Annotated in this window: 21 protein-coding genes; 7 read left to right on the top strand and 14 right to left on the bottom strand. The window is 60.3% G+C overall.

Annotated elements, in window-relative coordinates; genetic code table 11:
• Positions 1–13: 13 nt before the first annotated feature.
• Positions 14–1,153, top strand: coding sequence for a DUF389 domain-containing protein (locus tag I2G43_RS06480; protein ID WP_195535521.1), 1,140 nt, complete (start codon positions 14–16; stop codon positions 1,151–1,153).
• 116 nt (positions 1,154–1,269) lie between these two features.
• Here I2G43_RS06480 and I2G43_RS06485 read toward each other — a convergent pair whose 3' ends face one another.
• The 14 genes from I2G43_RS06485 to I2G43_RS06545 form a co-directional block, all read right to left on the bottom strand.
• Positions 1,270–1,719, bottom strand: coding sequence for a hypothetical protein (locus I2G43_RS06485; RefSeq protein ID WP_195535522.1), 450 nt, complete (start codon positions 1,717–1,719; stop codon positions 1,270–1,272).
• 106 nt (positions 1,720–1,825) lie between these two features.
• Complete coding sequence (locus tag I2G43_RS06490) at positions 1,826–2,515, bottom strand: aryl-sulfate sulfotransferase N-terminal domain-containing protein (RefSeq protein WP_195535523.1); 690 nt, start codon at positions 2,513–2,515, stop codon at positions 1,826–1,828.
• 87 nt (positions 2,516–2,602) lie between these two features.
• The gene (locus tag I2G43_RS06495; RefSeq protein WP_195535524.1) at positions 2,603–3,415 is read right to left on the bottom strand and encodes an aminoglycoside N(3)-acetyltransferase; all 813 of its coding nucleotides are present in this window, start codon (positions 3,413–3,415) and stop codon (positions 2,603–2,605) included.
• Between the two features lie 87 nt (positions 3,416–3,502).
• Complete coding sequence (locus I2G43_RS06500; RefSeq protein WP_195535525.1) at positions 3,503–4,462, bottom strand: 3-hydroxyacyl-CoA dehydrogenase; 960 nt, start codon at positions 4,460–4,462, stop codon at positions 3,503–3,505.
• A gap of 417 nt (positions 4,463–4,879) precedes the next feature.
• Positions 4,880–9,661, bottom strand: coding sequence for a 2-hydroxyacyl-CoA dehydratase (locus tag I2G43_RS06505; RefSeq protein WP_195535526.1), 4,782 nt, complete (start codon positions 9,659–9,661; stop codon positions 4,880–4,882).
• A 12-nt stretch (positions 9,662–9,673) separates the two neighbouring features.
• Complete coding sequence (locus I2G43_RS06510) at positions 9,674–10,384, bottom strand: TetR/AcrR family transcriptional regulator (protein ID WP_195535527.1); 711 nt, start codon at positions 10,382–10,384, stop codon at positions 9,674–9,676.
• 274 nt (positions 10,385–10,658) lie between these two features.
• Positions 10,659–10,784, bottom strand: a complete 126-nt coding sequence (locus I2G43_RS10615; protein ID WP_267473453.1) for a hypothetical protein — start codon at positions 10,782–10,784, stop codon at positions 10,659–10,661.
• Positions 10,785–10,938: 154 nt separating this feature from the next.
• A complete protein-coding gene (locus tag I2G43_RS06515) occupies positions 10,939–11,796 on the bottom strand; it encodes an HAD-IIB family hydrolase (RefSeq protein ID WP_195535528.1) in 858 nt (285 codons plus the stop codon).
• A 114-nt stretch (positions 11,797–11,910) separates the two neighbouring features.
• Entirely contained in the window at positions 11,911–13,173 is a 1,263-nt protein-coding gene (locus I2G43_RS06520; RefSeq protein ID WP_195535529.1) for an MFS transporter, read from the bottom strand.
• A gap of 101 nt (positions 13,174–13,274) precedes the next feature.
• Positions 13,275–13,937 (bottom strand): TetR/AcrR family transcriptional regulator, encoded by a 663-nt coding sequence (locus I2G43_RS06525; protein WP_195535530.1) that lies wholly within the window; start codon positions 13,935–13,937, stop codon positions 13,275–13,277.
• A 74-nt stretch (positions 13,938–14,011) separates the two neighbouring features.
• Positions 14,012–14,350, bottom strand: a complete 339-nt coding sequence (locus I2G43_RS06530; protein ID WP_195535531.1) for a P-II family nitrogen regulator — start codon at positions 14,348–14,350, stop codon at positions 14,012–14,014.
• A gap of 207 nt (positions 14,351–14,557) precedes the next feature.
• Positions 14,558–15,835 (bottom strand): ammonium transporter, encoded by a 1,278-nt coding sequence (locus tag I2G43_RS06535; protein ID WP_195535532.1) that lies wholly within the window; start codon positions 15,833–15,835, stop codon positions 14,558–14,560.
• Positions 15,836–16,033: 198 nt separating this feature from the next.
• Positions 16,034–17,053 carry a putative ABC transporter permease gene (locus I2G43_RS06540; protein WP_324249513.1) on the bottom strand — a complete coding sequence of 340 codons (1,020 nt, stop codon included), beginning with the start codon at positions 17,051–17,053 and terminating at the stop codon, positions 16,034–16,036.
• A gap of 3 nt (positions 17,054–17,056) precedes the next feature.
• Entirely contained in the window at positions 17,057–17,614 is a 558-nt protein-coding gene (locus tag I2G43_RS06545; RefSeq protein WP_195535533.1) for an HD domain-containing protein, read from the bottom strand.
• A 228-nt stretch (positions 17,615–17,842) separates the two neighbouring features.
• Between I2G43_RS06545 and I2G43_RS06550 the strand changes: the two genes are divergently transcribed.
• The 6 genes from I2G43_RS06550 (at position 17,843) to I2G43_RS06575 (ending at position 24,367) form a co-directional block, all read left to right on the top strand.
• Positions 17,843–19,624: a 1-deoxy-D-xylulose-5-phosphate synthase gene (locus I2G43_RS06550; RefSeq protein WP_195535534.1), complete on the top strand. Its 1,782-nt coding sequence runs from the start codon at positions 17,843–17,845 to the stop codon at positions 19,622–19,624.
• A gap of 456 nt (positions 19,625–20,080) precedes the next feature.
• On the top strand, positions 20,081–21,076 hold the full coding sequence (locus I2G43_RS06555) for a glutamate ABC transporter substrate-binding protein (protein ID WP_055251966.1): 996 nt from the start codon (positions 20,081–20,083) through the stop codon (positions 21,074–21,076).
• A 138-nt stretch (positions 21,077–21,214) separates the two neighbouring features.
• Positions 21,215–21,874: an amino acid ABC transporter permease gene (locus tag I2G43_RS06560; RefSeq protein WP_195535535.1), complete on the top strand. Its 660-nt coding sequence runs from the start codon at positions 21,215–21,217 to the stop codon at positions 21,872–21,874.
• Positions 21,871–22,704, top strand: coding sequence for an amino acid ABC transporter permease (locus tag I2G43_RS06565; RefSeq protein ID WP_195535536.1), 834 nt, complete (start codon positions 21,871–21,873; stop codon positions 22,702–22,704). Before I2G43_RS06560 ends, I2G43_RS06565 begins: the two co-directional genes overlap by 4 nt.
• Positions 22,705–22,740: 36 nt before the next feature.
• Positions 22,741–23,505 (top strand): amino acid ABC transporter ATP-binding protein, encoded by a 765-nt coding sequence (locus I2G43_RS06570; RefSeq protein WP_195535537.1) that lies wholly within the window; start codon positions 22,741–22,743, stop codon positions 23,503–23,505.
• Positions 23,506–23,557: 52 nt separating this feature from the next.
• Positions 23,558–24,367 carry a gamma-glutamyl-gamma-aminobutyrate hydrolase family protein gene (locus tag I2G43_RS06575; protein ID WP_195535538.1) on the top strand — a complete coding sequence of 270 codons (810 nt, stop codon included), beginning with the start codon at positions 23,558–23,560 and terminating at the stop codon, positions 24,365–24,367.
• The last annotated feature ends 461 nt before the right edge of the window (positions 24,368–24,828 follow it).

Genomic DNA, 24,828 nt, shown 5'->3' on the forward strand with positions numbered 1-24,828 from the left:
GAACGAGGTGGACATGGAACTCGACAAACAACAGATCAAGCGACTGCGCGAGCGCCATCACCGGCGCCACGGCATCCGCCCTGCGCACAGCGAGGCCATGGAGAACGCCACCCGCTTCCTAAATCAGGCGTTCAACATTCGCGAAGGTCGCGCACCCTATCACGTAATTCGCAAGCGCTTTGTAAACGGGGCGCGCCTAACCGGCTCGCATCTGTGCATCCTCATCATCGCCATGCTTATCGCGAGTATCGGACTCGATATTGACTCTGACATCGCCATCGTGGGCGCCATGCTCATCTGCCCGCTCATGGGCTCGGTCCTTGCCATGGCATACGGCATCGCCACGCTCGACCGCGAGATTACCGTCGAGGCCGTCGCGGGCCTGGCGCTGCAAATGGCCTTTTGCCTGGTAACGTCCACGCTGTACTTTAAGCTCTCGCCCCTTGGCGCCACCACGGCCGCCATCATCGACAACTCGACACCCACTGTGTGGGACCTTGCCGTCGCCCTCGCGGGCGGTTTTGCGGGCGGACTGGGCAACTCGCGTGACCAGGAACCTGCCACGCTTATCGCCGGCGTGGCCGTGGCGACCGCACTCATGCCGCCCCTGTGCGCAGCGGGTTACGGCATCGCCATCGCAAGCGGGTCGTTATTTCTCTCGGCGCTCTACGAGTTTGGCATCAACGTGGTCTTTATCGCGCTGGCGGCCGAAGCCGTGCTGCTTCTTTTGCGCGTGCCACTCAAGCGCGACCTGAACGGCGACGGCATTATGACCGCCGAGGAAGACGCCGAGGTCGACGAGCTGTCATGCAAGGTGCGCCGCCGCATCATTGTGGGCACGGTAATCTTTGCCATCCCCTGCATCGTTATGACGGCGGGCTCCATTGGCTCGGCGCAGGCCGGCGTGCAGGACGGCTACGGCGTCACCGAGACCACGCGCGAACTCGCGGCGGTGCTGCCGGGCTTTAAGGATTACACCGTCGCCGTCGAGACTTCGGCCACCGAAGGCGACGAGGAAGGCATCGTCGAGCGAGAGATTGTCGCCCATGTGACGACGAGCGAGACACTCGGAGCACACGACCGCCACGTCGCCCGCAAGCTCATCGACCTCAACGTCCCCGAACTCGACCGTGTGGAGTTTGACGTGAAGTGATGTGGAGCATGGGATGGATGGCGCACACAGGCGTAAGTCGCGGCGAGACGCAGACACAAGCAAAAAGAGGGGCGCAGTTCATGCCCACATCCCGCTCGCTGTTTTATTGCAGCGAATCACCCGTCCGTATCGACATCGCCAGACTCAACTGTAAACGCCGGATCGGTGCTCACAAGATAAAATCGGGTCACCTTAGTATTTCTAATTAGGTAGATCTGCCCCTGATCGCGCCGGCGCGATATATACGCAACGTGAACCGTGCCGAATTCTTCGCCGTTTTCCTTCTTTATTACCAGGATGTTGGGATCGTCCGTACGCTTAAACTGCCCGTCTGTGCAGGTTCCGTCTTTGTCGACCAGCTGCCATCGGCAGTTGTCCTCCTCATGAAAAGCCAGGATTTCCCGACTCGTTTTGTCATCCCGGTAGAAACCATCAATGGCAAAACCTTCGGAGGCGCATTTCTGCATATAGGACGTTTCTCGGCTTATAGCAAACAGCCCTGTAGCGCCCAAGAGCACAGCCAGGCAGACCACTGCAAGGGTTATCGAAATAACACGGCGATCCATGTTAGCCCAACCGATAGTTGTTTAACGGAGCGCGAAACATGCCTGGAACCTCCGATATCAGGGGGAACGTCGCCAGCAGACTGGAGACAACTATATGTTACTGACATTAAACCATACGGCTGCCACCCGCGGAGGGGGTATCGGCGAGCGGTGTGTTGGACTCGCCCGCCATGATAGTGAGGTGCTCTTCCTCCTCACCCTTGAGAGCTGTCCTCTTGACTGCGAACGTCGATGTGCGACTCGTGCCGTCCTGCGCTGTGCAGGTGAGGGTTACCGTGTTTTTGTGGCTGGGAATGAGGCCGATGACCTTGAACTCATGCTCTGTTGTTGGCGCATCACCGCCGTGAGGCGTACGGGAGAACGCAGCGACCTTGAGTGCATCGTCGGACTTCCTACGGCCGGCGACCTCGTAGGAGACGGTTACGAGATCCGTTGTCGCAAAACGTACGTAGCAGCTCAGGGTATCGGTGCCAAAGGGATCGGCTTTGACAAACGGGGCCGTTTCGTCGTAGCCGCCTGCAGCGTACTTGGCATCGAGTTGTTCTTTGATGGCCGCCTGCTTCTCGACGTTGTAGGTCGCGACGATCTGCTTGTGGATCTTCTTTTGCTCGTCGGTGAGCTCGGTATCCGCGTTGGATGTATCGCTCGCATCGGTTCCGGCAGCAGAGCAGCCTGCAAGTCCCGCGCTCGTCAGCGCCAACGCGCCCGCCGCCGTGCCCGCAAGGGCAGCACGGCGCGTGAGCAGCCGACCGCCTTCGTTACTCAATCCCATGTCGTCACCATCGAAGAATGTCATCGCTGCCGTTTCCTTCATATACCAGGGCGCTTGCCAAGCTCTGTCCAACTATGGCTCGAAGCTTAACAAACGCCCCTTAAGGCAAGCTTAGGCTCGCGGCAGTTCGGAGCCGTGGCCGCGACGGCGTTCGATCCAGCTCACGGCAAAGTCGACGAGCTCGCGCTGGCGCATAAAGCGGATCGTCCCGTTGCCGAGAGGAGCCGTGTGAACCGTGCATTCACGCTCAAAAGCAGCGCCGATCTCGTCGAAGTCCTCGCCGTTGACAGAGAGTGTGCGGTATTCCTTCCACACGCGCTGGCCGTTTTCCATAATCGCACTGTGCTCCACGCAGTCGTGCTTGCCGGGGTACTGCGCGCGGGCATCCGCCAAATGCAGGGATGTGTTCTTGTCGTAGCCTACGCCCACGAGCAGCACATAACCGTCCAAATCGTACAGGCGCGCGATGGGCGATCCGTCGCCAAAGATATTGCTTAGATCATGGTTTTCCGTCAGGAATTGCGCGTGCGGGCCGTTTGCCGCCACCGAACGCGCCGGGTGGTCGCTGCGAAGCGTACCCGGCCACGTGCGGAACATCTCGGCAACGGCCCCCATCGTATTGGTGGGCGTGATGCGCTTGTCGTAGGCCGGCCAATTATCGCGAATCAGCTGCCACCACTCTTGCGGCTCCTGCCAATGGACGCCGCTCGCCGGGTCCAGGTTTTTCCACGACTGGGCCGGCATCATGACGGTGCCGGTCTCGCCCACCGTCTGGAGCAGCGCCTCGATCACCGGTTGCGCGCCGCCGCACACATATCCAAGCGAGCTGAGCGAGCAATGGACCATAACCGTCTGCCCCGAGCACATTCCAACGGCAGAAAGCGCATCGAGGATATCCTGCTTGAGCACGATTTGTCGGTCCATTGCCGCTCCTTTCTATTTCTGGGTCCTTCTTCTCACTGTTGTCAGCCGAAAATGATCCGTTTTCCTCCGTCCCCGAGGGATCATTTTTTAGTACTTGAAGAAGCCCTCGCCCGAGCTTTCGCCTAGCTTGCCTTCGTCGAGCATCTTTTTAAGGACGGACGCCATGGCCTTAAAGTTGTAGGGCATCATCATCTTTTTGAGCAGCGGGCTCACCAAGCCCGGGACCTTCTGATATTGCATGACGATGTTATAGGCCGTCTGGATGCCCACGGTGTCGAACACGCGGAACGGGCCCTTGGGGGCGCCGGTGCCGCGCGTCCATGCGAGGTCGATGCTCTTGGGGTCGCTGACGCCCGAGACATACAGATCAAGGCCAGAGAGCAGCCACGGCACCAGCATGGAGTTGAGCAGGTAGCCGTTCTTTTCTTTGTTGACGGGAAGCGCCAGCATGCGGATGTCGTTGGCGAAGTCAACGAGCTCGTCAAAGTAGCGCTTGTCGGTCTGGTCCTGGGCCATGACCTCGGTCATGTTGTTCTTCCAGATGGAGTTGGCAAAGTGCAGTGACAGGTACTTCTCGGGGCGGCCGGTGTACTTGGCAAAGGTGCTCGGCAGCAGCGTGGAGGAGTTGGTCACGATAACGGTCTTTTGCGGCAGGACCGGGGCGAGCTTCTTGTAGAAGTCGATCTTTGCCTGAGTGTCCTCGGCCATGGACTCGATGACCAGGTCGGCGTCGGCCACAGCGGCTGCAAGATCGAGTTCCAGCTTGAGCGTGGAGTAAGCGCGCTCGACGGCGGCAAGCGCCGCTTCCTTGTCGAAGGGCTGGTCGCTGTCGGCGATGCCGGCGCACCACTCGCCCGTGCCGTCCGCCATGCCCTCGATTGCCGCGATGTACTCCTCGCGGACATGATCGATCTTGGGCTGGGTGCGGCCGATACTGCCTTCGCTGCGCAGCCAAATGGTTACATCAAAGCCGCAATAGGCAGCCTGGAAGGCAATCTGGCTTCCTAGCACACCGCCACCGGCAACGCAAACGGTCTTGTAGCTCATAGGAACAGTCCTCTCTTACGTAATTCCATAGATGTGTATTTATTCAACCGTAAGGAGGCCGCGCGGCGAGGGCGGGTCCCCTAAACGGACGGTATTTGGCGGCGAACGGCTACATCTGTTCATTATCTCAGGGTTCTGAAGGACATTTTGCTTGCCGTCGGACCGCCGTTTTCGGAAGTATGCGGCAAATTCTGGAACCCCCGAGCACACCCCCGTTTTCCGCAGACAAAGCCGCAGGTACAGAGCTTGGACATACCTGGTGTGTTCGGCCTATTCAGATTTTGCCGCATACTTCCGAAATCCGAGCTCTCAGGAGGCAACCGCAAGACCATTTACGCAACAGATGTCCAACAAAAACGGGTGATAGCCGGCACGGCTACCACCCGTTTGTCTTATATCCGACTCGAAGCAGACCGACTACTTCTTAATGCCGCGACCCAGGCGCTTGGCGACCGATGCCACGGCCTCCTCGCTCACCGAGTCACAGCTCGCACATCCGTCGTGGGCGCGCATCTGGCCGGTGACCTCGTCCATCGCGAGCGGCGCCACCTTCTCGAGCTTAAAGCCCTTGCCGGCACGCATGTTCTCCTTGGCCACACTGATCATGAGCTTAATGCGGTTGAGCTGGTTGACCTCGGATGCACCGGGGTCGTAGTCCACCGCGACGATGTTGCTCTCGGGATGCTGACGGCGCAGCTCCTTGATCACGGCCTTGCCCACCACGTGGTTGGGCAGGCACGCGAAGGGCTGCGTGCAGATGATGTTGGGCGCGCCGTGATCGATCAGGTCGAGCATCTCGGCCGTGAGCAGCCAGCCCTCGCCCATGTTGTTGCATACCGAAAGCACCGTACGAGCCTTGTCGGCCATGGTGCCGATACGCTCGGGCGCCTCAAAGCGCTCGGACTTCTCGAGCAGCTCCTCCACCGGCGTGCGCATCCAGTCCACCAGCTTAATAAGCGCCTGCATGCTAGCGCGAACCGTGGCAGAGCTTCCCAGCTCGTCCTTCTGCAGCTCGGCGTTGCTCATGGAGTACAGGAAGAAGTCGAGCAGGCCCGGCACCACGGCCTCGCAGCCCTCGCGCTCGATGACGTCAACCACGTGGTTGTTGGCCGTGGGATGGAACTTGACCAGGATCTCGCCGACCACGCCCACGCGCGGCTTGGTGCCCTCGCCCACAAGCGGCATGGTGTCGAACGCGCGGATGGCCTCGCGAGCGAGCTTGGTGTAGTTGTGCCTGTTGAACTTGGGCGCCAGCTTGCGGGCGCGCGCCATGCACTCCTCGTAGAGCGCGTTGGCGGCACCGGGCGTGGCCTCGTAGGGACGGCAGCGATAGAGCATCTGCATCATCACGTCGCCAAAGAGCACGGCGTACACGGCCTGCTTGAGCAGCGCCGGCGTAATCTTAAAGCCGGGGTTGTCCTCGCCGAGCGCCACAGCCGAAAGCGAGATCACCGGAATCTCGGGGTGACCGCTCTCGCGCAATGCCTTGCGGATGAGCGCGATGTAGTTGGTGGCGCGGCAGCCGCCACCCGTCTGGCTGATGACCACGGCCGTCTTGGACAGGTCGTAGCGACCGCTCTCGATGGCCTCCATGATCTGGCCCGTCACCAAAATCGACGGATAGCAGATGTCGTTGTTCACATAGCGCAGGCCTGCCTCGACGGCGTCGTGGTCGGTCGAGGGCAGCAGCTCCAAATTGTAGCCGGCACCGCGGAATACCTCTTTGACCAGGTCAAAGTGAATCGGCGCCATCTGCGGGCACAGGATGGTGTAGCCCTCGTCGCGCATCTGCTCGGTAAAGGGCACCTTGGGCCACGCGGTCGAAGCGCTCTCGCGCTGTGCCTCAAACGTATACTTGCGGCTCGCGAACGCGGGGGCATCCGTGGAGGGCGCCACAGGCGCGGCATCGCCCTGCTCGTAGGCCTCGCCCGCGGCCGTGGCCTCGGCCAGGCGCTCGGCCTCCTGGTCCTTGAGCGCCGCCATGAGCGAGCGGATGCGGATGCGCGCGGCGCCCAGGTTGGACACCTCGTCGATCTTGAGCACGGTGTAGATCTTGCCGCTGGCCTCAAGGATCTCCTGCACCTGGTCGGTAGTCAGGGCATCGAGACCGCAGCCGAAAGAGTTGAGCTGGATCAGGTCCAGGTCGTTGCGCATCGTCACAAAACGGGCGACGGCGTACAGGCGGCTGTGGTACATCCACTGGTCGACGACGCGGATGGGACGCTCGGGCTTCACCAGGTGCGCGAGCGAATCCTCGGTAAAGACCGCAAAGCCAAAGCTCGAGATAAGCTCGGGCAAGGCATGGTTGATCTCGGGGTCGTTATGGTAGGGACGACCGGCGAGCACAATGCCGTGACCGCCATGGTCCTCGACCCACTTAAGAGCCTCCTCGCCCATGGTCTGGATGTCCTCGTGGAAGCGCGCGTCGGCCTCAAAGGCAGCGTTGACGGCGGCATCGACCTCGGAACGCGTGATCTTGGGTCCACGCACGCGACCGCGACCGGCCTCAGCATCGGCCACACGGTCGACGGCGAGCACCTGGTACAGACGGCGCTTGAGCTCGGTCTTATCGTGATAGGGCACAAACGGGTACAGGAACTCGATGTTCTGCTCGCGAATCTCGTCGATATTGAGTGCCAACGCCGTGGGATAGCTCATGACGATGGGGCAGTTGTAACAGTTGCCGGCGGTCGGATCCTCCTTGCGCTCCCAGCGCACGCACGGCATCCAGATAAAGTCGACGTCGCGGTCGATGAGGTTCATCACGTGGCCGTGGCTCATCTTGGCCGGGTAGCACACGCTCTCGGACGGCATGGACTCGATGCCCGCCTGGTAGGTCTTTTTGCTCGACTGCTCGGACAGCTGCACGCTAAAGCCCAGGCGCGTAAAGAACGCATGCCAGAAGGGGTAGTTCTCGTACATGTTGAGCGCGCGCGGGATGCCGACGGTGCCGCGCGGGGCCTCGTCGGGACTCAGCACCTCGCGGTTAAAGAGCAGCTCGTTTTTCTTTTTAAAGAGGTTGGGGGCCTCGGTCTTCTGCTTTTTGTGGCCGGCGCCCTTCTCGCAGCGGTTGCCGGTAATGAAGCGCCTGCCACCGCCAAAGTCGTTGACGGTAAGCTGGCAGTTGTTAGAGCAACGGCCGCAGCGAACATGCTTTTGCGTCACGGTGAGGTGCGCGATGTCCTCGGCCGAAAGGATGGTCGAGGTGCCGTCGGCGCCAGCGCGATCGCGGGCGAGCAGGGCCGCGCCATAGGCGCCCATGCAGCCGGCGATGTCGGGACGCACGGCATGAACGCCGGTGAGCCGCTCAAACGCGCGCAGCGTGGCATCGGACATAAAGGTACCGCCCTGGACGATCACCTGGCTGCCGATCTCCTTGGGATCGCGCAGCTTAATGACCTTGAACAGGGCATTCTTGATGACGGAATAGGACAGGCCGGCCGCGATGTCGCCCACCGTGGCGCCTTCCTTTTGCGCCTGCTTGACGCGCGAGTTCATAAAGACCGTGCAGCGGCTGCCCAGGTCGACGGGGGACTTGGCATGGATGGCGGCATCGGCGAACGCGCGCACGTCCATGTTCATAGAGACGGCGAAGCTCTCGATAAAGCTACCGCAACCCGACGAGCAGGCCTCGTTGAGCATGATGTGTTCGATCACGCCGTCCTTGACGCGCAAGCACTTCATGTCCTGGCCGCCGATGTCCAGGATAAACTCGACGCCGGGCAGGAAAGCCTTGGCGCCGCGCAGGTGCGCGACGGTCTCGATCTCGCCGGAATCGGCCTTGAGGGCCTCAATGAGAAGCGCCTCACCGTAGCCCGTGGTGGTCACGTGGCCAATGGTGCAGCCGGCGGGGATGTGGTTGTAGAAATCGGCCATGATGACCTTGGCCGTGCCCAGGATGTCACCGTTGTTGTTGCCGTACCAGGTGTGCAGCAGCTGGCCGTCCTCGCCCACGAGTGCGGCCTTCATGGTGGTGGAGCCGGCGTCGATACCGATGAACACGCGGCCGGTGTAGCCGTCGAGCTTGCCCTTGGGGACGACCTCGGCGTCGTGGCGGGTTTTGAACTCGGCAAAGTCCTCGTCAGTGGCAAAGAGCGGGTCCAAGCGCTCGACCTCGGCACCCTGCGTGTCACCCAGACTGTCGATGGCATCGATAAGCTGCGGGAACGTGCTGAGCTTGTTGGACTCGTGCGCCATGGCGGCGCCGCTCGCCACAAATAGGTGAGCGTTTTGGGGCACAATGCGGTGCTCCTCGTCCAGGTTGAGCGTGAGGTAGAAGCGGTGGCGCAGCTCGGAGAGGTACTGCAGCGGGCCGCCCAGGAAGGCAACGTTGCCGCGGATGGGACGGCCACACGCCAGGCCCGAGATGGTCTGGGTCACGACGGCCTGGAAGATGGAGGCGGCCACGTCCTCGGGGCGGGCGCCTTCGTTGAGCAGCGGCTGGACATCGGTCTTGGCAAAAACGCCGCAGCGGCTCGCGATGGGATAGATGGTGGTGGCGTTGGCCGCGAGCTTGTTAAGGCCGCTGGCGTCGGTGTGCAGCAGAGTGGCCATCTGGTCGATGAACGCGCCCGTGCCGCCGGCGCAGGTGCCGTTCATGCGCTGCTCGATGCCATTGTCGAAGTAGATGATCTTGGCGTCCTCGCCGCCCAGCTCGATGGCGACGTCGGTAGCCGGGATGAGGGTCTCGACGGCACGTTTGCTGGCGATGACCTCCTGGACAAACTCCAGGTCGAGCCACTGGGACAGCAGCAGGCCGCCCGAGCCGGTAATGGCGCAGGTCATCTGGGCCGTCGGCAGCACGGTCGCAGCGCCCTCGAACAGGTCGCGGGCGCAGGCACGGACGTCGGTGTGGTGGCGCTGGTACTTGGCGTAGACGATCTGGTTGTCGTCGTTGAGCACGGCGAGCTTAACGGTGGTGGAGCCCACGTCGATGCCCAGGTGCAGGTTGCCACAAGCGTTCTCGGGGTTGAAGATCGCGCCTTCGGGGGCGTGGACGGCGGCTACGGGCTCAGCGGCGGTGGCGGGCTCGCTATCGACGGACGTCTCCCCTGCTGCGTTCTTGGCATCGGCAACTGCCTCGGCAACTTTCTCGGCAGCCGCGGTCGCGGCCTTCTGCGCGGCGTCCACCACGGCGGGCGCGGCCTCGCGTGCGGCAGCGACCATGCGGTCCTTGATGCCCTCGACGAGTTTGCTCATCTGTCTCTCCTCTTAGTTGTTGGGCTCGACGGCTGCGGCGGTGTCGGCCGCGTCCTCGAGCTGCAAATTCAATAACTTCATGCCGTATTCCGGCACGTTGATATCGATGGGTTGGCCATACAGGTCACCAGGGCGCACAAAAGCGAGCACCGTCATAATGCGCGCCATGGCCTCGGGCGATTCGGTGAGTCCACGCTCAAACCAGCGCTGAATCATGCCGACCTCGGCACTCACGACGTAGGTAACGTAGTAGTCAAAGAACGTGCCCAGCGCCAGGCCCAAAATACCCGTCTGCGCACGCGGCACCACAGCCTCACGCGCAGTGTCGATGATCCTTTTAATGAAGGCCTGGTCGCCGCCCGGACCCAACAGCGCACCGATTAAGTCGCGGTTGGCCGCAAGATAACGCAGTAGCTCAACCGAACCGGGCGCTGGCTCGAGCTCATCGATGTTGTGATAGAGGTCAGGCAACTGAGCTGCAGTGATGAGCTCAATGCGCTCACGGATCTCGGCCAGCAAGCCATCCTCGATTTGATTGATAAAGTCGGGAATATCGCGGTAGTGCGAATAGAACGTGCGGCGCGTAAGGCCGGCACGCTCGGTGAGCGACGCGACGTTAATGCGCGAAAGGTCGCCGCTTTCGGCAAGCTCGCTGGCAAGTGCCTGGCGAAGGGCACGCTGCGAGCGAAGGGACCGGCGATCGCATTTCTCGAGCTGGGACAAACGTCCTCCTTGTTACTCAGCCTGTGCGCTATTGCACAGTGCGAGTATTATTGCACACCGTGTGCATCAACACGTAAAGGCAATAATTTGGATGTGACGAAGGGCAGTCCCTTTGTCACATCCAGCGACCGCCTAGGTTGTGCCAGTTGTACCCGGCTTTTGGAGTGGCATTGCCGATTGTTCAAAATGTCATTCGTGGGTAGAATAGTGTCGACGGCAGCCCAAGTTCTGGAAAGCTGGGCAGCGCCGTTGTTTGCATTAGGGGGTCAACGCCTTAGCGGCGGCGACCCCTTCTGTCGCGCTTCGAACGCTGCTTGAGTGCCTCGGAAAGGCCGACAAGCGCCGTGAAGAACGGGACCAAAGCGGTCAGAAGTCTCACGAAATCAATCAAATCGGTCATGGGCATCACCTCCCATCAGATGGAGGGCGCTGCCCGACACATGGAGCTGCCGTCAACGATACCGATTCTATCAAAACTTAGTTATATATACGAATATATGTTCGCATGCCAAAGGTGCAGGGTTCTCATGAAAAAGGGCTGTCCCTTTGTCACATTATTCGATGACGGTGCGAGAGTTTTGCTTGCGCATGGTGGCGAGCATGTGTTTGGGGACGGCGTGGACCATGCAGCTGCCGATGGTCGCGCTCGCGGCGGCCTTGGCTGCATCGCTTGCGTTTTTGGTCGCGTAGCTGTGGCGGAAACGCTTGAGCATGGCGATGTCGTTGCCGCCGTCGCCGTAGACCGCGACCTCATCCTCGGCAATACCGTAGTAGCCCGCCAGCCAGGCCACGCTCTCGCCCTTGTTGCACGCCACGTCCGTGATCTCGAACATCACCGGATCGAACGGCGCGTTGACCACGCGGTCCGATCGCTCGGCCAAATATGCCTTAAGGTCGCGCTCCAGCTCGGGCGAGGTCACGCGGCAGTTGATCTTGCACACATCGTGGCGCAGGATGTCACCGATCGACTGGTCGAAATACTGCTCCTCGTGATACCCGCCACGTGCACGCATGCCGCGCATCACAATACGCTTGATGGGGCTGTCCTTTTTAAAGCCCGCCTGATGCATCTCGAACGAACCGCTCGAGAACATGCCATCGGGCGTGGAGCAGTCGAAGCAAATGTCCGGGAATGCCTTGAGCAGCTCCTCGGTAACCTGCGGATCGATGGTCCAGGTTTTGAGCACCTCGCCATGACTGTCGCGCACGATTGATCCATTGGAGCAGCAGGCGTCAAGCGCCAGGCCCGTAAAGCCATGCTCGCCGATCGGCAGCGTCGAGCGTCCGGTCGCGGGAACCACATGCAGGCCAGCCTCGGTCAGCTCGCGAATGGCGCGGCGGATGGTTCCGTCGGCCTCGTGCAGGGCGTTCAGCAGCGTTCCGTCTAAGTCACTCGCAAACATCTTGATCATGGGCATGCCTCTCCTTCGTCTGCACGATATTGTAGACGAGAACGGGCGTGCCCAAACAATGGCGTCCCGGCGCGACGTGCCACTGCCTCCACAAATTCACGGTGCCCCAGTGCCTTAAGACATTCGCCATAAGCGACTTTTCAGCCGATAAAACAGCGCTGTAATCAACGTCAGCACCGCCAACATTCCTGCGAATACAATCGCCGGAGTCCATCGATCATATGCGAGCCCGTAAACCAATTGGCCAATAGGCGTTGCACAGGAAAGCATCATATAAACGAGTGCCAGCACTTTTCCACAGAGTTCCTTTGGCGCTGACCGCTGAACAAATGAAACGATTTCGACCGATGCAATGCTTGCCCACGCCATGACCCATGCCGAGCCGGCCACAAGCGCGGCAAACGCAAATTCATCAGGACCGCTCAGTAGCGTGACAATAATCGGCACGACTCCAAGACAGATCATCGCAACATATCGACATATGCCCTTGAAGGAAAAACGATGTGACCAAATACCGACCAAACCACTGCCGACAAGACCACCTAAGCCCATAGCCACCTCAATAATCCCAACAAAGGATGACTGCATTCCGAGATGCTTCGCAACAATAACGGGAGCACCAATCGTTAACCCAACTAACGCAAGGTTCAAAATAGCCGCAATCAAAAACACAACGAGCAATGATGAGTTTTGAGACAGGTACCGAATCAACTCCCGAAAATCGTTTCGGCGTGTCGTACGAATCGCGCCGTCTCCCATCGTTTCAGATGAGGCATTTTGCTTGAGTGCGCCCCCGAACAGCAGGGCTGAAATCGTAAACGTCAACGCCGCGGTTTCGCATAGAGTATCGATACCAAAGCACCCATAGACTGCCGTCCCGACTACAGGCCCCAAGATATTGCTCATCATGATTATCTGCGAGACCAACGCAGTGGCACGCTCAACCTTTTCTTGGCCCGTCATACGCACCGCCTCAATTTGAAGCATCGGTTTCAGCAGCGATTGGATGCCATATTGGACGCAAAGCATTGCTGCCACGACAACCGCAAGAGGCAGCGAACGCTTCATGGGGATAAACAGCAGTGATGCAGCCATCAGAACAATGCCGAGTACCACAAGAACCCCGCGATGTCTTCCCCGATCCGCCAAAATCCCGCCAACCGGAGTCGCGAGCACGCCCGGTATGAACGCTATCGCCGCAACGGCGCCATATAACGTTGAGGAGCCGCTGCAATCGAACAAGTAAAGCGGACACGCAAAGCACAGTGCCGACAGCATCGAATACGCACACAGCTGTGCAACAAGAAGACCAAATAGCCTGATAGATCGCACTGTTTTTGGCGCCAATGAAACGCTAATTCTTCGCATCCCAGCCATAAGCCTGCCCCCAAATACATACTGTTAGTATGTATTTAATGACTTGAAAAGGGCAGCCGTGGCTACCCTCACAAATCAATTACATACCGTTGGTATCTATATTACCATCCGGCACGGTTCCATACGTCCCAAATCTGGGCCGTTGTCTGGAGCACTTCATTACCCAAATCAAGCCCCACCGCGGCCGCCATCTGCGCCAAACATTGTGCGCGAGCAAGCATTCGCTCCTTGGGCTCGAGCGGACGGAACAATGGCAGCAGCCAAAGATTCGCTAACAACGATACGGCCTCCGCTGCTTCGCGCGGGCATTCGCACGCAATGGAGCCGTCAGCGATGCCCTCCTCGATTACTGGCAAGAGATTGCCATCGGCCGACTCGTCAAACGAACCTTGGTACTGCATCGCCAGCAGCCGCGAGCTTTTTACCGGATCTGCCGCAGGATGCATGCGAGCCCATAGCTCGATTTGCGGAACGACGGACTCGGGCGCATAAAGTCGTTTGAGCTTTTGAGCTCCCGTCATATTGCCAGCACCGAGTGTCGCGCGACGGTGCTCAGTAATCGGAGCCGTTGCCCGATCAAATGCGGCGTTGAAAATCTCCTCTTTGCTCTTGAAGTGATGATAGACAGCACCCTTGGTCATGCCATTGAGGCGGTCGACGATGTCTTGAATGCTCGTCCCCTCATAACCCTGTACGCAGAATAGCTCCAGCGCCGCGTCGAGAATCTTCGCGACAGTCTCCTCGGGATATTTATTACGACCCATAATCCGTCCATCCACAACGCAAGTCTTGTGCCTCATTGCAGCATTTTAACGTTGCGGATGGTAGACGGTCGATTCTACACCGCGGCGGGGCCGTGTTCGCCGGTACGGATGCGGATGACTTCCTCGACCGGCTCGACCCAAATCTTGCCGTCTCCAACGGCACCGGTGCGAGCGGCGTTGCAGATAATCTCGACAATGCCGTCGACGTGCTCGTCGGCGCAGATGAGGGTGAACTGCACCTTAGGAATCGTGTTGACAAGCAACTCGTTGCCGCGAACGTATTCCTTCCAGCCATGTTGCGCACCGCAGCCCTGCACCTGGTTGATAGTCATACCGCGAACATCAGCATCAAACAGCGCGTCTTTAAGAACCTCAAGCTTCTCCTGGCGCACGATAGCCGTGATCTTTTTCATAATGAATTCCTCTCAAAAATCAACGTATCCCTTTACATGAGACGCGGGTTTCCCAGGTGCCGCAAACCAACCTCGGAAATCAAAAAGTTCAACTGACTGGTCTTAGCAGGTTTCCCAAGTGCCGCAGATTGCCGTGAAAGAGGAGCGAAGCGTACTTAAGTACGTGAGCGACGATTGAACGGCAAGGTGCGGTGCTTGGGGAAGCTGCTAATCGAGTCCGGAGAACGAAGGATAAGCGCTCTCGCCGTGCTGACTCGCATCCAGGCCCAGCGCCTCGTCGGCCTCGTCTACGCGCAGGCTGCCGTGGAACAGCGCCTTGACCACCGCGGCAATCACCAGGTCGAGCACCAGCACGATAACGATCGTCACCACAATACCCAGGATCTGCGAGATGAGCAGCGACACATCACCCGTGTAGAACAGGCCGCCCTTGCCGGTCCACGAAAGCTCCGGCACGCAGAACAGGCCCGTGAGCACGCCGCCCAGGATGCCGCCGATGCCATGGCAGCCAAACGCGTCGAGCGCGTCGTCGTAGCCGAACTTGGTCTTAAGATGGCTGATGGCGAAATAGCAGACGGGCGAGACGATCAGGCCCATGACCAGCGCCGCCCACGGCTCGACAAAGCCCGCGCCCGGCGTGACCACCACGAGGCCCGCGACCAAACCGGTGCTGGCACCCACCAGCGTGGGACGGCCGGTGTGCACGCGCTCGACGGCAAGCCACGAGACCATGCCCGCCGCGCTGGCCGTTACGGTGTTGAGGATGGCAAGCGCCGCCACGGCGTCGGCCTTGAACTCACTGCCGCCGTTAAAGCCAAACCAGCCAAACCAAAGCAGGCCGGCGCCCAGCGCCACAAACGGCACGTTATGCGGGCGATAGCTCACCATGCCAAAACCGCGACGACGACCGAGCATCAGGCAGAGAATCAGGCCCGTCAGACCGGACGAGATATGCACCACGTCGCCGCCGGCAAAGTCGAGCGCGCCGATGATGTCGCCGATAAAGGAGCCCTCGCCGCCCCACACCATGTGAGCAAGCGGCGCGTAAACCACGAGCAGCCAAATGCCCAGGAAGGCCGCCATGGCGCCGAACTTAACGCGCCCGGCAAGGCTACCCGTGACGATAGCGGCCGTGATCATGGCAAACGCCATCTGGAAGGCGATGTTGATGATCTCCGGGTAGGCAGCACCGTCCGCGGCATTGCCCTCGGCAGCCTGCAGCACCTGGTTGAGCACCGGCAGGCACAGCAGCTGGTCAAAGCCTCCAATAAACGGACTGGAGCCATCGCCGCCGTAAGCCAGCGACCAGCCGGCAATGACCCACAGCACGCCCACCAAGCCAATGACACCAAAGCACATGAGCATGGTGTTGATGACATTTTTGCGCCTAGACAGGCCGCCGTAGAAAAACGCCAGGCCCGGTGTCATTAAAAACACGAGCATGGTGCAGATGAGCATAAACGTTGTCGATCCCGTATCGTACATTCGCTCCCCCTTGGTCGCATGAACGTTGTCGGCGCTCATGATGGAGCCGAAGGGCAACTGGTGTAGACCAGATACGGCGTTGTTAAACGCTGCGTTTTCGAATGGAAACGGTGCCGCAATCTTGGAAACGGCGCGGCAACGGACGCGAAACGAACGGGAAACGTGCGGGCGAGAAGGGCGCACTTGGCCCCGCCCCGACTAGCGACGAAACAGGTCGCGAGCGCGATCGCGAAGATTGGTTGCTCGGATAACACCCTCGTAGCGGTTGATACGCAGACGAGGGAAGGCGTTGAAAAAGCGCAGATCGCGGCGGCTGAGCGACACGCTCGGCACCGGACGGCTCGCGCGATTGCCGGCACGGAGACGAGTGAGCGACGGGCGCGGCATACTCGGTGCGGCATCGGCAACACGGCGGGCGGCAAGCGCCAGGCCACGAGCGCCGTCCGAGATAAACGTCGGCATCGACGCTTTCTCACGCAGAGCATCGAGCGCCGCATCGCCCAGCTCGGCCAGCCATGCGTTGACGGCACGGCTGCGGATATGCGTCTGCGCCACCGAGTCAATTGCCGAATCGGGAATGCGCTCGAGCATGGAATCCGAGGCATCGGCGAGCGATTCGTTGATGCGGTCGGCAAGGTCGGCGCGCACGCGCTCGAGCTGATCGGACAGACGGCGCCAGCTCGCCAGCGAACACAACGCATCCACGGCCATCGCAACGGCAACGGCAAAGGCCGCCAGTCGCACGATCAGCACCGGCAGATGGCCGAGCAGCCCCAGCAGTGCCGGCTCCACCAGGCGGCAAATGAACAGCGCACCCAGGCCAAACGCGCAAGCCCAGTACAGGCAGATGCGTCCATGCAGGTTAAACGGCAGATGTGAATAGTCCCAAAACCGGGCGCCGGTCGTTTTTTCGAGCAACACGCCCACGCTATATTCGATCACGCTGCACACGAGCGCTGCGGCGACAAACTGGCTCGAGGCATCCGGGATCCCGCGCAGCAGCAGCCAGCAGGCAATGCCGCCCGCACCGTAGATGGGACAGCACGGCCCCAGCAAAAAGCCACTGTTGGCAAAGCGTCCGTGATTGAGCATGGCGCAGACTGTCGACTCCCATGCCCAGCCGCAAAAGCCGTAGAAAGCAAACGAGAGCACCAACGCCGAAAGCGGGCAGGCGGCAAGCGTCGCACCGCCAAATGCCATGCCGATCGCGGTTCCCACCGTCTACCCACTCCTCTTTTCGTTCGATTCTTTGCTCGAGCCGTCGCTCGAGCCCTCGTTCAAATCGTTCGCGCCGCCTTTGCGCGGCAGACGGCCGGCAATCGTCTCGCGCAGCGCGCACCATTTATCTGCCAGGCACACAATCCATGCCTCACGACACGTCGGCGGCACCGGCACCAGCGGAAACATATGACGCACGATGATATTCCGCTCGCGCGACGTCAGCTCAAAATCTTCCTCCGCACGCGCCAGGGCAAAAAACGGATGCCGAAATCCGTGCAGTCGATGGCTCGGGTCGGGGTCATGCCAATCGTAGAGAAAGTAATCGTGTAACAGGGCCCCGCGCAGCAGCGAGGCACGGTCGACCGAAATGCCAACACGGCCCAGGCGCTCGGCAAAGGACAGACTTGCCCGCGCCACCGAGGTCACATGCGTATACACCGTCACATCGCCATGCTGGATAAACTCGCGCGTCAGGTCCAGACGGCCCGCCTGTGCCAGTTGACGGGCAGCATGGTCTACTTCGCACGCGATTTTCTCGGCACGAACGGCATCGGACATGCTGCCTCCTTCCAGCGACTCACGACGACAAGGCACGGCCTGCGCGCAATGAATAAAATCATCATCGAATCTACCAGTATGGCATCGGACAAAACGTTTTGCCCCACCAGTTGGCGAATTACCGCGCCGCCGTCACATATCAAACGCCAAAATGTGCGAGACTGTCTTGTGCAATTGTGCCGGCCGAGGGAGTGCCGGCGCACGATTCGCATGGAGTAACCCACAACGATGCTGCTTACGCAAACGACAACGCCCGAGGACGTCAAGGCTCTCGATCGCGCCGAGCTTCCGCTGCTCTGCGGCGAGATCCGCCACGCCATCCTCGAAAGCTCCGCCGCCGTCGGCGGGCACGTTGCCCCCAACCTGGGCGTCGTTGAGCTTACGGTCGCGCTCCATCGCGTGTTTAACTCCCCCACCGACAAAATTGTCTTTGACGTGTCACACCAGACCTATGCCCACAAGGCGCTGACTGGGCGCGCGTACACTTATATCGACCCGGCACGCTACGGCGAGGTCTCTGGCTTTGCCAATCCCGACGAGTCCGAGCACGACCTGTTCGCCATGGGCCATACCTCCACGTCGGTGAGCCTGGGCTGCGGCCTTGCCCACGCGCGCGACCTGGCGGGCGACAGCTACAACGTCATTACCATCATTGGCGACGGTTCGCTTTCGGGCGGTCTGGCGTTTGAGGGCTTTAACAATGCCGCCGATCTCGACAGCAACCTGATCATCATCGTCAATGACAATGACCAGTCCATTGCCGAGAACCATGGCGGCCTGTATCGCAATCTGGCCGAGCTGCGCGCCAGCAACGGCACCTGTGAGCGCAACGTTTTCCGCGCGATGGGGCTCGACTACCGCTATCTGGACGCCGGTAACGATGTGTTGGCCCTAGTCGACGTGCTGCAGGAACTGGGCGATATCGATCATCCCATCGTGCTGCACGTCTCCACCGCGAAGGGCAAGGGCTTTGAGCCGGCCCAGAGCGACCCCGAGCGCTGGCATCATGTAGGTCCGTTTGACATGGCGACTGGGCGCAAGCTCTGCCCGGGCCATCCGAGCGAGCCTGCGCCGCGCACCTATGCCGACATTACGGGCGAGGCCCTGAGCGCTGCCATAGAGAGCGATCCGCAGGTTGTGGGCATCACGGCCGCAACGCCCTACATCATGGGCTTTACGCCCGAGCTTCGCGCCGCGGCAGGCAAGCAGTTTGTTGACGTGGGCATTGCCGAGGAGCACGCCGTGACCTTTGCCACCGCGCTTGCGCGCTCGGGCGCCAAGCCAGTCTTTGGTGTGTACGGCACGTTTTTGCAGCGCGCCTACGACGAGCTGTGGCACGACCTGTGCCTCAACGATGCCCCGGCGACGATCCTAGTGTTTGGCGCATCAATCTTTGGCACTACGTCCGAGACGCACCTTTCGTTCTTTGATATTTCCATGCTGGGCGGTCTTCCCAACATGCACTACTTGGCACCAGCCTGCATGGAGGAATATCTGTCCATGCTGAGCTGGTCGCTCGACCACCGCGAGCATCCTGTGGCGATTCGCGTGCCCGGCATTGGCCTGGTAAGCCGCCCCGACTTGGCGCCTGCCGAGGACGCCGATTACGGTGTCGCGCGCTACAACGTGGTGCGCCAAGGCCGCGACGTGGCCGTGCTCGCGCTCGGCGATTTCTTTGAGCTGGGCGAGCGTGTGGCAAACCGCTTGGCAGCCGAATACGGTATCGAGGCCACGCTCGTCAACCCTCGCTTTGCAACCGAGCTTGACCGCGAGTTCCTCGACAGCCTTGCCGCCAAGCATCGCGTTGTCGTCACCCTCGAGGACGGCATCTTGGACGGCGGTTGGGGCGAACGCGTCGCGTGCTACTTGGCCTGCACGCCCGTGCGCACGCGCACCTTCGGCATCGCCAAGGGCTTCCCCGACCGCTACGACCCCAACGAGCTGCTCGCTCAGAACGGCATGACGGTCGAGAACATGGCCGCCGAGGCCGTAAGGCTACTCAACGAGTAAAAAACCTCCGCAAGGGAAGCACCCATGCGGAGGTTTTTATTTTCGCGACGCGATTATCTCAATCTGTAACATCTATGGCCCGAATTCCCGTCTAACTGTTACAGATCTAGAAAAGACGTCTTAGTCCCTGACCTTTGTCTCAATCTGTAACAGATAGAGACCTTCTGGCCGTCCAGATGTTACAGATTGAGACATTCGAATTCCCCTAAAGAGAAAATCTCGATCTGTAACAGGTAGAACCCATTTCCTCGTCTAACTGTTACAGATTGAGACAAAGCAGCGAGACAGGCCACCACATCTGCAAGAACCACCACAAAGGTGCCTGTCCCTTTTTGGTAGGAAGAATTACCCATAAGGTAAGTATGTTTCTGAGTTATTTCGTGTTGACCCATTTGAGCGGGATAGGGTATAACTCTACTCAACCGCTAGGGATTTTATTGAGAAAGGTGTTCTACCATGAGCAAAAACCTCTCCCAGCAGGTCGTTCTCGACCGCCGCGGCTTCGTTGCCGCCACCTTCGCAACCGTCGCCGGCCTTGGTCTTGCCGGCTGCTCCGACACCAGCGCCGAGGCCGACAAGGGTTCCGCCGCCGGCTCCTCCAAGAGCTCCGAAGATACCGAGGCTTCCACCATACTCGATGCCAAGGCATTCGACAAACTCGTCGACAACGGCCCCAAGGCCGATGACGACGCCATCGCCGCCAGCACCTGGGCCACGGCCGTCAAGGACGCCGGTGTCTTTAAGATCGGTGGCGTTCAGACCTCCACACTTTTCTCCCTCCTCAACGAGAAAGACGGTCAGACCCGCGGCTTCGACGCCGGTATCGCACAGCTCCTGTCCAACTACATTCTGGGCGAGAACAAGGTCGAGATCACCCAGGTGACCTCGGACACGCGCGAGTCCGTCCTGCAGAACGGCCAGGTCGACGCTGTCTTTGCCACCTACACCATCACTGACGAGCGCAAGAAGCTCGTCTCCTTCGCCGGTCCCTACTACTACACCCAGCAGGCTATCCTGGTGCTCGCCGACAACGACGACATCAAGAGCGTCGACGACCTTGCCGACAAGAACGTCGCCGTCCAGTCCGGCTCCAACGGCCCCGCCATCCTGGAGGAGTTCGCTCCCAAGGCCAGCCAGCAGGAGTTCAAGACCGACGAGGAGGCCCGTCAGGCACTTCAGCAGGGTCGCGTTGACGCCTATGTCATCGATAACAACATGCAGCAGAGCGCCCTGGTCCGCGAACCCGGTAAGTACAAGATCGCCGGCAAGCCCTTCGGCAGCAAAGAGCCCTACGGTATCGGCCTGCCGCTCGATTCCGACGGCGTCGCCTTTGTCAACGACTTCCTTAAGAAGATCGAGGACGACGGCACCTGGACCGAGCTGTGGCAGATCTGCATCGGCGACCGTACGGGCGACACCAATGTTCCCGAGCTGCCCGAGATCGGCGCCTAGGCAGCGAACCTGGTAACGGCCGCTACGAAACCATACGGAAACGCGCGATGTGCTTTATTGCGCTAAACTGTTTCCTCACTGAGTTGTCGGGGCTTCCGTACACACGGGAGCCCCTTTCCTTACCGGCGGGAGGTCCGCATGAGTCTCTCCGAGCTCTGGTCGCTCTATGGCCAGAACTATATCGACGCGCTGCTAGCAACCTGGGGCATGACGCTTGAGTCGTTTGCCATCGCCATGGTGCTGGCCGTCGCCGTCACCGTGATGCGCGTGTCGCCGCTCAAGCCGCTGCGCGTCTTTGGCGACCTGTATGTCCAGGTCTTCCGTAACATCCCCGGCATCGCGCTGCTCATTATCGTCGTCTATGCGCTGCCGCCGCTCAAGGTCGTCCTGCCCTACCGCACCTGCGTCATCGTCGCCACGGTGCTCTTGGGTTCTGCCTTTGGCTCCGAGAACTTTATGAGCGGCATCAACACCGTGGGCGTGGGCCAGGTCGAGGCTGCCCGCTCGCTCGGCATGAACTTCAACCGCATCCTCGCCAAGATCGTGATTCCGCAGGCGCTGCGCTCGAGTGTGCTGCCCATGACCAACCTCTTTATCGCCGTCATGCTCACCACCGCCCTGGGTAGCCAGGTGCCGTTGCAGCCGCAGGAACTCACCGGCGTGGTAAGCTACATCAACACGCGCTCGCTCGGTGGCGTCGCCGCGTTCTTTATCTCGGCCCTCGGCTACCTGGGCACGGCTTTTGTGGTGAGCCACATTGGCAACTACATCGATAAGAAGGTGAGAATCCTCCGATGAGCAAGCACTCCTCCCCTGCGCTCACCATGCGCGATGCGCTCTACGAGGCTCCCGGCCCCAAGATGCGCGCCAAGATTCGTATCGGCACTGCCATCTCGCTCGTTGCCGTTGCGGCACTCGTCGTCCTCGTGCTGCAGCGTTTTTACGTGACCGGTCAGCTCTCGGTCCACTACTGGTACTTCTTTACGCACCTCACCACCTGGAAGTTTTTGCTCGCCGGCTTTGAGGGCACCGTCAAGGTCGCGCTCACCGCAGGCGCCATCGCTCTGGTGCTGGGTCTCGCCCTCATGCTCGGCCGCACGAGCGACATCAAGCCGCTACAGCTGGTCTGCCGCGTGCTCACCGACTTCTTCCGCGGCGTGCCGAGCCTGCTGTTCATCTATTTCTTCTTTTTGGTGCTACCCCAGTACAAGATCGCGCTGCCGTCGTTCTGGATGCTCACGCTGCCCGTCGCACTCGCCGCGGCCGGCGTGCTGGCCGAGATCTTCCGCGCCGGCGTCAATGCCGTGCCGCGCGGTCAGGTCGAGGCGGCTCAGGCGCTCGGCCTCTCCAAGGCTAAAATCACCTTTAAAATCGTGCTGCCCCAGGCGATTCGGTTTATCATCCCATCGTTGATTTCGCAGCTTGTGGTCGTGGTTAAGGACACCACCGTCGCCTACGTGGTGAGCTACCCCGACCTGATGCAGAACGCCCGCGTGCTTATCACCAACTACGATGCGCTTGTATCGGTCTACCTGGTGATTGCGATCATCTACATCCTCATCAACGTCGCCATCAACAAGGCCGCCATCTATGTTTCGCACAAGACCGGCGCAACCATCATTCGCTAAGTACCCACGTTTTTAAGGCATAAGGAGCCGAGCATCATGGCACAGAGCACTACTTCTACCGACAAGCAGCCGCTGATCGAGCTCAAGCACGTCGACAAACACTATGGTGACCTGCACGTCCTCAACGACATCAACCTGTCGGTCGACCGCGGCGAGGTCGTCGTCGTGATCGGCCCCTCGGGCTCGGGCAAGTCGACCATGTGCCGCACCATCAACCGCCTGGAGACCATCGACTCAGGCGAGATCCTCATCGAAGGCCAGCCCCTGCCGCAGGAAGGCAAGGACCTTGCCCGCATGCGCGCCGAGCTGGGCATGGTGTTTCAGCAGTTCAACCTGTTCGCGCACATGACCGTGCTGCAGAACGTCATGCTGGGTCCGGTCGACGTGCTGGGCGTGCCCAAGGACGAGGCGCGCGAGCGCGCCATGGACCTCCTGAGCCGCGTGGGCGTGGCCGAGCAGGCCGACAAAGTGCCCGCACAGCTCTCGGGCGGCCAGCAGCAGCGCGTGGCCATCGCCCGCTCGCTTGCCATGCAGCCCAAGGCCATGCTTTTTGACGAGCCCACGAGTGCCCTTGACCCCGAGATGATCAACGAGGTGCTCGAGGTCATGGTTCGCCTGGCCCAGCAGGGCATGACAATGATCGTCATCACGCACGAGATGAACTTTGCCCGCCGCGTGGCCGACCGCGTCGTGTTTATGGCCGATGGCCAAATCGTGGAGACCGGCACGCCCGACGAGTTCTTCGACCATCCCCAGACCAAGCGCGCCCAGGACTTCCTCAATTCCATCAAGGGCCACTAACCCAGTAACCACGCCCGCCCGCCATGTCAATCCGAATTCGAAAGCCACCCCTATGATCGGAACCCGCACCTCATCCTCATACACCCCGCACGTCGACGTCGCCCCCGCCGACCGCCCACTGATCCTCGTCGCGCCGCGCTGGGAAGAGGCGAAGCCGTTTTTAAGCGAGACGCTCTCCCCCAACGAGGAAATCGCAAGTGTCTTTGTCGATGCCATCCTTGCCGCCGGCGGCCTGCCGCTGCAGATGTCCATCACCGAGGACATTGAGGTCATCCGCCATTACGTCGATATCGCCGACGGTATCGCTATTCCCGGCGGCCCGGATGTCAACCCCAAACGCTGGGGCGATGATCGACCCTACGACCCCACGCTGTGCTGCGAGATCCGCGATAGCTTTGAGTTTAAGCTGGTCGGCGAGGTGCTCCGCGCCAAGAAGCCGCTCTTTACCACCTGCCGTGGCACGCAGTTGTTAAACGTCGCCACCGGCGGCACCCTGTGCATGGATGTGCCAAGTCTGGGCGCGCGCGAGGGTCGCACGCAGTGGCGCCACACCCACGTGCTCAACGACCCCGTGCACCCTGTCGAGGTCGTACCGGGCTCGCTGCTGGAGCGCGCACTCGGCGGGCACAAGCTCATCCAGACCAACTCGGCGCACCACTGCTGCGTCGACCGTCTGGGCAAGCACACGCGTCTGGTCGCCCAGGCAACCGACGGCGTGCCCGAGTGCATCGAGGTCGAGGGCCAGCCCTTCTGCCTGGGCGTGCAATGGCATCCCGAGTACACCTGGCAGACACTCGAGACCGACTTTAACCTGTGGAAGTCGTTTGTCGAGGCGGCGGCAAAGGTTAAGCAGGCCCGCTAGCTCGCGAATCACACAGGCTTAAACCTTCCATGCCAGGGGGGGGGCGGACACCAGCCACGGTGCCCGCCCCCCCTGTATTTGGTATGCTCGGTATGATTATCCCTCACAAACAATCAAAGAAATCTCGACCGCAATCGGTCGACGGTAAAGCAGATGGCTAAAACGCTTGCTACGTTTATTAGACAGTCAATTAAAATCGAAACGCATTGGCCATTCCCCAACGGGGTCACACCGCAAGTCCACATGAGCATCGAGGACGGAAGCGGAAGCATGGAATCGGCTCCGAGCTGTATGTAGATCGCTACGACGTTGACAACCAACAACATGCCAATGGGACCGAAGCCAGACCCAAAATAAGAAACAACGATCACGCTAGAGACCGTGTATGCCAGGCAGACGACACTGGTCAGAAGAAGTCGATAGCAAAATATATCTAGGTTAGAATACTGTTGTGCATCCGA

It is taken from the genome of Collinsella aerofaciens, assembly GCF_015557435.1.
Classification (GTDB): domain Bacteria; phylum Actinomycetota; class Coriobacteriia; order Coriobacteriales; family Coriobacteriaceae; genus Collinsella; species Collinsella aerofaciens_Z.